Source organism: Pseudomonas sp. ICMP 10191, from assembly GCF_001467335.1.
In the GTDB taxonomy this organism is placed as follows: domain Bacteria; phylum Pseudomonadota; class Gammaproteobacteria; order Pseudomonadales; family Pseudomonadaceae; genus Aquipseudomonas; species Aquipseudomonas cerasi.
The window spans coordinates 87441-99300 of record NZ_LKGW01000102.1 but is presented as its reverse complement, the minus strand read 5'-3'; the positions used below and the strand labels follow the sequence as shown (position 1 = coordinate 99300).

Below are 11860 nucleotides of genomic sequence, written 5' to 3'. Positions count from 1 at the left end.
CAGTTTGATTTAAATTATGAGAAAGATACTGTGACCAAACCTAAAATAAAGAAAAACAGCATAAAAAAACACGAAGCCCTTGATGAATCAGCGACCAGCTCAACGACTGTTAAAATGGCTAGCGCCGAAAAAAATGATGTCGATCTGGACGCTTTAGAAAAGATAAGAAACTCAGTTTTCTATGATGAAGCCTGGTACAAAAGCAACCACAGAGACTTAAAAAACCTCAACATAGATTTTGCATTACATTATTTTAACTACGGGTGGCGGCAAGGAAAATCTCCTTCCTTTGGCTTTAGCGGAGATATGTATCTAGCGGCCTACCCTGATGTAAAAACAATAGATATGAATCCACTTCTTCACTATGAGACCTATGGTAAAAAAGAGAAGAGGTATGTACTCCCCTATGCTGTTGAAGCAATCTACAACTCAACGTATTTCGACGACGCCTATTATCAAAAAAACTACAATGGTAAAAGCACCTCCAGGCTTGCCTCTGCCTTAGATTACATTACCTGCAAAGATAGTCTTCGCAATCCATCCGAGCACTTCGATGCTGATGCTTACTTAGAGAGTTATCCCGACGTCAAAGAAGATGGCGTCATGCCACTTTTGCACTTTGAACTCCACGGAAAGAAAGAGAACAGAACAGCCGGCCTGAGCAATCCGCTTGCAAAATTCTTGACGTATGAAAACAATTCAAATATTTCCCACGCCACCAAACGCGTGTGTTTATTCGCGTGTTACATGGGTGACGGAGCAATACCTGATGAGACTATATTCTTGTTGGAAAAAGTAAGATCCGTGTGTGATGCGATTGTATTGATTGGTGATTGCGGCATCCAGCCCGATGAGTTCCGGAAGATAGAACACCTTGTATGTTACGCATATTTCGTGCGCCATCGCGAATACGACTTTGGATCTTACAAACGAGCTTTCGCGTACGCAGACAAAAATGGACTGCTTAAAAATGCTGATGAAATCCTCATATGCAATGATTCTGTCGTTGGTCCATGCGGAGACATTAATGACTTTTTCAAATGTAGGGAGGAGGACGGCAATCCTGAGTTCTATGGAACAACCATTAACAATTTTGGCTTCCGTAATACCCAGTCGCATGGAAATTCATTGTATTCCCCTCACATACAAAGCTACTTTCTTTCTATAGCAAAAAGCATTTTCAATACTACATTCTGGCGAGACTTTATCTACTCTGTAAAACATGAGGAGCACAAAACAGATATCATTATCAACTATGAAATGGGCATGTCCAAGCTATTAAGCTCACATGGCTACCCACCTCATTCAATGTACAAATCCATTGCGGGACTGAACCCTGCAGCCCGTGAATGCCTGGACGTATTGAACACTGCATTATTTATCAAAAAAAGCATGCTGCCTGGTTTGTCACCAGAAAGGGCAGGCATTGTGAATGGAATATTCAAATCCAAAAACTTTCCATTCCAGCTAAAAGATAACAAGATTGTTTCAAACGACAATCAGAATACTCACACTCCAATCATCAAGAGCAAAAAACTAAGAATTGTAGACTGCGCTACGTCCGGCAACATGGTTAGCCTGCTGACTGTATCCGAACACAGCTATGCAAACCTGGAACTCATAATATCAAACGATTCGGAGTTTACATCTACCTCCGCTACGAGCCGTACAGAAGCAGGCAAAGATACTTACACTGGCCTTGCTGACAGCTACCTTACCCAGGGCCTTCACCTATTCATATTTGAATTCGATAAAAAACATATTGAAAAAAATGCTGAATTGACATTCAGCGAGCGAGGCAAACCCGTAGACTTACAATACGTCTACGGAGATATCCCGTGCTACAACCTATTAAATCATAAAAACTCAGGACTCTACCCGCGCATCGAAAAAAACACTTTACACCTGCAAAACAAAGAGCAATCCATTATTTCAATAATGCTCTCAAACAACTACAGCCAGGCTGACAAATCCTTGTACGCCTCGATCATTAACAACGAAATACAAGCCAAGTACAGCCTTTATTCAGAGCGAGCGTCACTGACAGGCGACAATGCCTATGAAGCGTTTAAATACGCACTGAAGTCGGACGATTCTTGTTTTTATATTACAAGCAAAGAAGTGGTTGATCGTGAAAAGGATGAGCACATCAAAAAACACTTAGCCATTCTAGGTTCAGCGCAGCATAAGGAGCTTTTCTTGAATGCAAAATCTCTTTTCTGCTCCTTTGGCTTTCCAGGCATTATTTTTCCCGGACTCAAAGACATACATATCAGCGCGCTCAAGTATAAACTCTACCTTATGTGGCACGGCGTTTCCGCCGGCGATAAAGACTCTTATGAAATAGCGTCCTACAACGGCAACCGCAATGATGGAATTTTCGCCTGTTCCACCCATGAAGAAAAAAACTTTAAGCTTCTTGGTCATGACACTATCTATCTCGGCGGATACCCCAGAATGGATAAGTGGTGCAATGACACACCGCTGAATGTTAACGATGCGGTCATATTTTTCACGTGGCGGCGAAATCTTTACGAAGCGACGCTTGCAGAGTTCTTGAGCTCTGATTATGTCACCACCATTGTAGAACTTGTAAGAGCGATCGCCAAGAGCCGGCCCAAGCTGGAGCTATACTATTTCATTCACAACTCTATCCCTGCTCAACACGTAGAGTGCCTGGCAGCTATTCTCAGAGCACACAGTAGCAACATTCGCTTTGTGAACAACAATGACACGAATACGTTCAACCATATTTTCAACACGTCACAATATCTCATTACTGATTACAGCTCCGTGGGCTATGACTTTGCTTACTACAAAAAAAGAGCACCTATATTTTTCATGCCAGAGAAATTTATCAAAGGCCATTACGTGCCCACCAGCCTTTTCGAGAAAATCATACCAGGGCCTAAATGCCTTGATATAAAATCAGTGATCAAGTCGCTCCGCCCAGAGCAGTACAAAAATCACAAATTGTCAACCAAAGCTTTTTTCCGTTTTATGGATTCCGAAAATTGCAAACGTGCCTTCGACGTCACACACTCAGTGTCTGAAAGCGCATTGTAGATGCAAAAGCTTCAGGACCATTTTTAAACACAGAGGCCCTCATGAAAACCAGACACTCTTTAATGGACATCTACGCAGAGCATGAGGGCTATGTATCTGATAAATGGGATATCTACTTAAACACGTACGATCGCCTATTTAAAAATCTTGAAACCTCAGCGGTAAGCCTGCTCGAAATAGGCATTCAAAATGGAGGCTCACTTGAAATCTGGAGCAAATTATTCCCTCACTCCAAAATAATAGTGGGTTGCGACATAAACCCTGACTGTGCGCAACTTAAGTACGACAGTGAAAAAATACAGCTTCTCATCGGCAACATAAATGATTCGAACATTCAACGAGAGCTTGACGCGCTGTCAAATGACTTCGACATCATTATTGACGACGGTTCGCACACCAGCAGCGACATAATAACTTCGTTCTTCCTGCTTTTTCCTAAACTGAATACCGGTGGAATTTATATCATTGAAGACCTCCACTGCAGCTACTGGCAATCATTTGAGGGCGGGCTGTTCAACAAAAGCTCGTCAATGAATTTTTTAAAATCACTGACAGACATCATTAATTATGAGCATTGGGGAGTGCCCATAAATAAATCCCAGCTGTTAGCTGAGTTCAACATTCCGGCCGACGTGGAAACCGAGAGTCTTCTATCGGAAATTCATTCTATTGAATTTATCAACTCCATGTGTATCATTACTAAAAATCAAGCTCAGAACAATGCTCTTGGTGTGCGCCATGTGGTCGGCTCTCAAGAATTGGTTGCGAAAAACAAGTTCGCGAATGGTGGATTCTTGGTTCCAGAGCCTCAACAATCTCTCGTTCAGGCTTCATCGAATCTTGAAAGTGAAAAAGACAAGAAAATCACGAGCTTGACTATAGAAATATCGGAGCTCAAACGATTGCTTAACGAAGCTCAGCCCAAAAATGGCTAACTTTTTTAAGCAGCAACACGTTTTGCGACCACTGAATATCGGATACTTTTAGTATTCTCATTTTTCGGCAAACCGGGTATACCGTACTTAGATCCACGTATTTTATTTCTAGATTTAGGTACATAATATTTACGTCTACTTTATAGACTGAGACCTACACTATGATCCTAGTCACAGGCGGAGCCGGCTTCATCGGCTCGAATTTCGTTCTGCAGTGGTGCGCTCGCAATGGCGAGCACGTATTGAACCTCGACGCGCTGACCTACGCTGGTAATCTGGCCAACCTGCAGTCGCTGGAAGGCAACGAACTGCATCGTTTTGTCCACGGCAATATTGGTGATGCGGCATTGCTGGACAGGCTGTTTACCGAACATCGTCCGCGCGCGGTGGTGCATTTCGCTGCGGAATCGCATGTGGATCGTTCGATTACCGGCCCCGAGGCATTCGTCGAGACCAACGTGATGGGTACGTTCCGTTTGCTTGAAGCGGCTCGTGCGTACTGGAACGGTCTGGAGACGGCTGACAAAACTGCCTTCCGTTTCCTGCATGTGTCTACAGACGAGGTCTATGGCACGCTGGGCGCGAACGATCCGGCTTTTACCGAGACCACGCCGTATCAGCCGAACAGCCCCTATTCGGCCAGCAAGGCTGCCAGTGATCACCTGGTGCGTTCTTACCATCACACCTACGGCATGCCGGTACTGACCACCAACTGTTCGAACAACTATGGGCCTTTCCACTTTCCGGAAAAGCTGATCCCGCTGATGATCGTCAACGCATTGGCTGGCAAGGCGCTGCCGGTCTACGGTGATGGCCAGCAGATCCGCGACTGGTTGTACGTCGAAGATCATTGCTCCGGTATTCGCCGTGTTCTGGAAGCCGGTGCGCTGGGCGAGACTTACAATATTGGCGGCTGGAACGAGAAGGCCAATATCGATATCGTGCAGACCCTGTGTGCCCTGCTCGATGAACTGGCTCCGGCCGCCGCACGTCAGGTCATCAATCAGAAGACCGGTCAGCCGGTCAGCACTTATGCAGAGCTGATCGCTTATGTCACTGATCGCCCGGGCCATGACCGTCGCTATGCGATCGATGCGCGCAAGATTGAACGCGAACTGGGCTGGAAGCCTGCGGAAACCTTTGAGACCGGCATTCGCAAGACCGTGGAATGGTATCTGGCCAATCAGAAATGGGTGAGTGGTGTCATGGATGGAAGTTACCGTGACTGGATCGTGCAACAGTATGAGGTCAGCGACGCATGAAGATTTTGCTGCTGGGCAAGAATGGTCAGGTTGGCTGGGAGCTGCAGCGCGCTCTGGCACCGCTGGGCGAGGTGATTGCGCTGGATCGTCAGGGTGCCGATGGCCTGTGCGGTGATCTGGCCGATCTGGAACGCCTGGCCGCCACGGTTCGTGCGCTGGCGCCTGATGTGATCGTCAACGCAGCGGCCTATACAGCTGTGGACAAGGCAGAGAGCGAGCCGGACCTGGCGATGTTGATCAATGGCGAAGCTCCGGGCGTTTTGGCTAGAGAGGCTGCGGCACTGGGCGCATGGCTGATTCACTACTCCACTGATTATGTGTTTGATGGCAGTGGTGAAGAACAATGGCAGGAAAGCGCGCCAACCGGTCCGTTGTCGGTCTATGGCCGTAGCAAGCTGATGGGCGAGCAGGCGATTCAGGCCAGTGGTGCCCAGGCATTGATACTGCGCACCAGTTGGGTGTATGCGGCGCGCGGCCACAACTTTGCCAAGACCATGCTGCGTCTGGCCGCCGAACGCGACTCGCTGAACGTGGTAGCGGACCAATACGGCGCCCCCACCGGTGCCGAACTGATCGCCGACGTCACTGCGCAGATTCTGCATCGAGTGCGCGCTGATCAGAACCCGGCAGCATTGGCAGGCATCTATCACCTGGCTGCTGCCGGTGAGACGTCATGGCACGGCTTTGCACAGTTCGTTCTGGAACACGCCGCACGTAATGGCGTGGCATTGAAGGTAGCGCCCGACCAGATCGGCGCCATCCCCACAGAAGCGTATCCAGTGCCGGCACCGCGCCCGCGCAATTCGCGGCTGGCTTTGAGTAAACTAGAAACTGCTTTTCAATTGAAGATGCCGTCTTGGCAACAAGGCGCACAACGCATGCTGGACGAAATCCAGCGCTAAGGACTCTCATGGCTCGTAAAGGAATCATTCTGGCTGGTGGATCGGGTACCCGTTTGCACCCGGCCACGCTATCTGTCTCCAAACAGTTGCTGCCGGTGTACGACAAGCCGATGATCTACTACCCACTGTGCACGCTGTTGCTGGCCGGGATCCGCGACATTCTGATCATCTCCACACCGCAGGACACACCACGTTTCTCGCAGTTGCTGGGCGACGGCAGCCAGTGGGGCCTGAACCTCAGCTACGCCGTTCAGCCCAGCCCGGATGGCCTGGCTCAGGCGTTCACCATCGGCGCAGACTTCATCGGCAACGATGCATCGGCACTGGTACTGGGCGACAACATTTTCTACGGCCATGACTTCCAGTCGCTGCTGCTCAATGCCAGCAACCGTGAGTCGGGCGCCTCGGTCTTCGCGTACCACGTGCAGGACCCCGAGCGTTATGGCGTAGCCGAATTCGATGACAGCGGCCGAGTGCTGTCGCTGGAAGAGAAGCCCAAGGTTGCCAAGTCGAACTACGCCGTCACCGGCTTGTACTTCTACGACAATCAGGTGGTCGATCTGGCCCGCCAGTTGAAGCCCTCCCCACGCGGCGAGCTGGAGATCACGGATCTCAACACGCTGTACCTGGAGCAGAAGCAACTGCACGTCGAGATCATGGGCCGTGGCTATGCCTGGCTGGACACCGGCACGCATGACAGCCTGCTGGAAGCCGGCCAGTACATCGCCACGCTGGAAAGGCGCCAGGGCTTGAAAGTCGCCTGTCCGGAAGAGATCTGCTACCGCGCGGGCTGGATTGATGCCGCGCAGCTTGAAAAGCTCGCACAGCCGTTGATCAAAAATGGCTACGGCCAGTACTTGAAGAACGTGCTTAAGGAAAAGATTTTCTGATACGCGCCATGGATCTCGACTAACTACGTGTGAAAGGATGCGATACCAATGTTTACTGTAGCGCCTCCTTTCAAGCGTTAATTAATTGCTCGACGATTAGTGCTCCAGACGTTAAAGCGACGACGTAACCAATGCTGCAAAGGAACTTCGAACCATCGGTGACTTGCAAAGCTTAACGGAATAAGCACGACCATGAACAATAACAGCATCCATGTGTTATAGAAGATCTCACGGTTATAGCCCAGCGCATCGAAAGCCATTGCAAATAGTATCTGCAGCGGGAAGTGCAGCAGGTAGGACGAATAGCTGACGTCACCGATAACCCCAAACCGGTTCATCAGCGTTGGTTGCACATAAGAGACGGATGCAATAAACATCACAGACGCAGGGAAAGCGACTCCCATCAGAAGATAGATATTCAATGTCGGCGATAGCCAGACCGCACTCCATGCCGCCAGCATTGCGATCAGTGCGGCGATGCAGCTTGTGTTGCGACCTGTCAGGCTGCTGACACGGGCAAAGATTAAATATGCTAACCCGCCACTGAAGAAAGAAAAAACACCGGCTGAAAGTTTATGATATTCGGGGTAGGTCAGCCAAGATATGAAGATCAAAAAGGGAACGAGAAAGTAGCGGCCCCGTCCCATCAGACATACTGTAAAAAACAGTCCGTACAAAAAGATTTCAACCGACACCGACCACACTGGGCCGTTGAAGGACCAGCCTTTCTCCAACCCCCAGGCTGGAATCATCAGAACATTCAGAATTGCGTGATAAACGTCATTGAACTGATATATGAAATAAACAGCGTTCTGCTGAAAATAGATGAATTGAAATAGCGCTACAACGGCAAAACTGAAAATATGCAGAGGGTATAATCGACTGAACCTATTCATGAAGAATCGAGAGGCACTGACCCTACGCGATGCGATGTCATTAAAAAAAAGATAGAAAAATACAAATCCTGATATACAGAAAAAAAGCTCGACTGCCAGCGCACCGTACTTATATAAAATAGTCAGGTAAGCGAAAAAGGGTTGCCGAGCCGCCTCGAAAAGAGCCGGCTGATCCCCTACGTAAAAAAAATGCTGCCAATGCCAGAACACCACTGACAAGGCTGCGATACCACGTAGCACATCCAGCGTGTAAATACGTTCTGACTGGCCGATCTGTTCGCTCATGGCATCCTTTTTTTCAAGCTACGCTCCGTCAACTCAATGAGTGAGCATTCCAGACGTTCTGGCGGGTGTTTTAGTTCCCGCCAGCCAATAGACATTACTCGACCTTACGAATCTCAAGCTGATCCAGGCCAATGCCAAGGGTGCGATCATCCTTACTCATACCGAGCTGCTTAGGTGACGTAGGCAGGGGCACCTTGATGGTTAATACGTCGGCGCTATCAACATTGACGATATCCAGTGTGTAGGAGGCGTTGTCTGCAGTCAGCTTGACCGGATAACTTCGGTGACCTACCAACACCTCAAACGGCTTATCGACATTAGGACCAAATGCCTTGGCCGTCAGCACAAGTTGAAACTTGGACGGTAAAGATTTGGCGAACCTGAATACAATATCGCCACGATCCGACCAGGCGCCCCAGCTTTCAGGATGCGAAAGCCCTGACGCTTTTATTACCGTATCAGGTAATGAGGAATGTCTGAAGTTGATATTCAATGGATAAGCACTGGTCATCTTTTTTGCCAAGGAGAAACCATTGAACCTCATCACATCAAACTCATCTTTTGCGAATTCTATGTCCCCAATGGCCAAAATCCACTTTTTATCAGACGGAGTCTGGGCTGCGGTGTAAGGAACACCCTCGACAAAAGAAAGATCGCGTGAAGCGCCCAAGTCGTCGATGTAGACCAGGGACCTTAGCGTTGCCGCAACGCTATTGCCAACCACAACAAGACTAGACAGCTCATTCGCAGGGACGTAGCTTTTTGCAAAGAGCCCTGCTCTATCGTATGCATCGATCACCATTCTCTGTCTGACCTCTGCATTGCTGTGGACAGCAGTAACTCCCACAGAAAGCGGCAAGTAGAAAAGCAGGAATACGATAGTCCCAGAACTGGCCGACAAACACCACACGACAACTGCGATTGCTGAGAAAACGGCCAGCGCAATAAACCAGTTTACATTTAGCGTATAGCCACGCAACTCAGCACTGTCAACGTAGCTTGGTGTGAATGGATGCATCAGTGTCATCGCGGCATAGCCGATCATGGCCAATACAAGAATTGCAATAATAAATCGGCAGTACTTTAAAGAAGCGGTGTGCACAGCGTTAATTTGAGTCGCCGCAGCAATGAATAAAAGCGGCAGCATGAAATCATAATACCGCATGTGAAGCCTGAACGCCGTCTCGACCACGTTCGTGCCTGCAACCGATGCTGAAAACAAACCAACGATCACAATCAGATTGAGCAACAAAGCCAAGGCACAAAAAACAACTTTATCTTCCGACGAAATAGACTTTTTTACCAGAGCCTTTATAGAGCCAAATATGATAATTGCCACTGAGGTGCCAAACATCATAACAATGGCTAATAGATGACCTTCAATAATACGTGGTGCCGTCGAAAAGATATCGAGGTATCGTTGCAGAGATGAAGCGCTTGACTCGAACGTCGAGGTATAAAAATTACCAAAAAGCGTTAACCCTGAAGTGCCGGCAATGATGAAGCTCACGACAAACTTGGTTGCCAGCATCACCGCTACAAACACAGCACTGCTTTTGAGTCCTGTGACTAGCCACGTGTTCATGCTTTTATACGCAAAGAAAACTATGCACAGGCAAAATGCGGGAATCATAAACATCGCATGTGGCTTAACGAGCGATGAACAACCCATGATAAAGCCAAACAAAGCCCACTCTTTCAAGGAGGCTTGAGCATTTAGACTCAAGAAGTAAGAAATTCCGATCCAGAAAGATAGGAAAAACAACGGTTCAGGCATGAAGTAAGCAGTGTAACTATTTATCGGCCCCAGCATACTGAGAAATACAATCAACACGGACAACCGACTGCCACAAAAGCGTCTAGCGGTCATGTATATAAACGGCGCAGCAGCGACGAAAAACACCGTATTGAAAAGCTTCGAACACTCCATAAACCCGCGGCCGCACAGGTTGGTGGACTTATAGATGGCAAGGTAGAGATAATCCGGAATATAGGCGGCAGACAGAGGCATCAATCTCGCCATCGAGCTGTACGTATACTCATCACCCAGAACGCCTGGGTACAGCCCAATGGATCGGACCAGCAGCACGATCAAGGTCACGACCATGATACCCGCCACCGCTGCTGGAGCGCCTAACTTTATTCCATTTTTAAATTGCATGCCGCTTCCCACTCTACAAATTTAATGCCATATGCCATACGCAAAACAGCTATGACTTGACGGCCAATACAATACCAAACATGATGAACAAAACGCCTACGAAATACTGAACCTGAAAGCGTTCGCCCAAAATAAAATGGCTACCAATCGGCACTAATACAAATGCCATTGCCATCAAGGGGTAAGCTTTACCAAGCTCTATTTTCTGAAGTACCCATACCCATGCGATAGTAGTCAGCCCATAGAGGGCAAAAGCAGAGCCCAGTATCATGATAGTTTTGATGTCAAAAAAAGTGCCCGCCCGCTGCAAGGAAATAGCGCTTAATTTGAACATGATCTGTCCAGCAGCAATTCCCAGCACGCAAAGGACAGCAATCGCATATACCATTACACTGCCCCTGCCTTGGACTTGACTTTGGTCTTAGCTAGGTGAAAAGGCCTTCTGGGAACCGACGCAATATCCTGCCCCAAAAATGCCAATATCAGTTGAATGCCCAATATAATAGGCAATGCGGAAAGCATGACAGTGCCTGCCGAGTTAGGGACACCAGTATAAATTGAGCTGATCCAATGAGAAATACCGAACACACTACCGCACAACAGCAGCGTCAGGCCTACAGGAAGCTCAATAGACGCAAGCGACATGTCCCTCAGGTAGTAGTTATAGAAGATTCGTTTGCCGAAATTTCTAACGTGCTTGACGAAGAACTCGCCAACGACCTTGGATACCTTCAGGTTACTGACTTCATCACCGTATTTGGCATGCATGGGAATATCTACAACGACAGCACGCAACGTGTTGAGTCGAAAAAGAATGTCGGTCTCAAAAAAATAGCGCCTGCTTATTTTATCCAGAGGCAGATGTTTCGCAACATCTCGATGAATCGCTGTATAGCCATTGGTGGGATCAAACAAATCCCAATAGCCTGACGAAAATTTCGTCATGAAAGACAGTACAGCGTTCCCAAACAGGCGAACGCGCGGCATTGCCCGGATCTCCTCGAGATCAAAAAAGCGATTGCCTTTCGTGTAATCCGCTTCACCGGCAAGGATGGGATTAATGAAGTTCATGATCAACGCAGGGTCCATCTGACCGTCGCCATCAATCTTTACAATAACGTCCATGTTTTCTTCAATCGCCGCTTTGTAGCCGGTCATGACCGCGCCACCAACGCCCTGATTCTGAGGGTTACGCAGAACAACCACACGCGGGTCGGTACAGTGTTGTTCGACGTAAGCACCGGAATGATCCGGGCAGCAGTCGTCAACGACGTAAATTCTGTCGACTTCTGGTCCAATGTCTGCGATCACACCCAGTATGTGCGCGACCACTTTATAGGAAGGGATCAAGACAGCGATCTTGCTACGTCCCTCAACATCGACGGTAGGGATCACGTCTGGCTTGACCTGGTGTTGCTGACCGATTGTCATATATAAAATTACCTGTTGGTCCAAATCTTCTG

The 11860-nt window shown here is 48.1% G+C and carries 9 protein-coding genes; 5 read left to right on the top strand and 4 right to left on the bottom strand.

Features of this window, described 5'->3' with window-relative positions; all coding sequences use genetic code 11:
- Nucleotides 1-30 precede the first annotated feature (30 nt).
- The 5 genes from AO388_RS09340 to rfbA all read left to right on the top strand — a co-directional run bounded on the left by AO388_RS09340 (nucleotide 31) and on the right by rfbA (nucleotide 7055).
- Nucleotides 31-3066 (top strand): rhamnan synthesis F family protein, encoded by a 3036-nt coding sequence (locus AO388_RS09340; RefSeq protein ID WP_153003982.1) that lies wholly within the window; start codon nucleotides 31-33, stop codon nucleotides 3064-3066.
- A 41-nt stretch (nucleotides 3067-3107) separates the two neighbouring features.
- Nucleotides 3108-4001, top strand: a complete 894-nt coding sequence (locus AO388_RS09335; protein ID WP_058416350.1) for a class I SAM-dependent methyltransferase — start codon at nucleotides 3108-3110, stop codon at nucleotides 3999-4001.
- 161 nt (nucleotides 4002-4162) lie between these two features.
- On the top strand, nucleotides 4163-5263 hold the full coding sequence (rfbB, locus tag AO388_RS09330) for a dTDP-glucose 4,6-dehydratase (protein ID WP_058416349.1): 1101 nt from the start codon (nucleotides 4163-4165) through the stop codon (nucleotides 5261-5263).
- Complete coding sequence (gene rfbD / locus AO388_RS09325; protein WP_058416348.1) at nucleotides 5260-6165, top strand: dTDP-4-dehydrorhamnose reductase; 906 nt, start codon at nucleotides 5260-5262, stop codon at nucleotides 6163-6165. The genes rfbB and rfbD overlap by 4 nt, the downstream gene beginning before the upstream one ends.
- Before the next feature lie 8 nt (nucleotides 6166-6173).
- Entirely contained in the window at nucleotides 6174-7055 is an 882-nt protein-coding gene (gene rfbA / locus AO388_RS09320; protein ID WP_058416347.1) for a glucose-1-phosphate thymidylyltransferase RfbA, read from the top strand.
- A gap of 77 nt (nucleotides 7056-7132) precedes the next feature.
- Here the strand turns inward: rfbA and AO388_RS09315 are convergent, their stop codons facing one another.
- From AO388_RS09315 to AO388_RS09300, 4 genes are all read right to left on the bottom strand, one after another.
- Complete coding sequence (locus AO388_RS09315; protein ID WP_058416346.1) at nucleotides 7133-8236, bottom strand: acyltransferase family protein; 1104 nt, start codon at nucleotides 8234-8236, stop codon at nucleotides 7133-7135.
- Nucleotides 8237-8330: 94 nt separating this feature from the next.
- Nucleotides 8331-10397: an ArnT family glycosyltransferase gene (locus tag AO388_RS09310; protein WP_058416345.1), complete on the bottom strand. Its 2067-nt coding sequence runs from the start codon at nucleotides 10395-10397 to the stop codon at nucleotides 8331-8333.
- A 49-nt stretch (nucleotides 10398-10446) separates the two neighbouring features.
- A complete protein-coding gene (locus tag AO388_RS09305) occupies nucleotides 10447-10785 on the bottom strand; it encodes a hypothetical protein (RefSeq protein WP_003317156.1) in 339 nt (112 codons plus the stop codon).
- Nucleotides 10785-11828, bottom strand: coding sequence for a glycosyltransferase family 2 protein (locus AO388_RS09300; RefSeq protein ID WP_083515788.1), 1044 nt, complete (start codon nucleotides 11826-11828; stop codon nucleotides 10785-10787). The genes AO388_RS09305 and AO388_RS09300 overlap by 1 nt, the downstream gene beginning before the upstream one ends.
- Nucleotides 11829-11860: the final 32 nt, after the last annotated feature.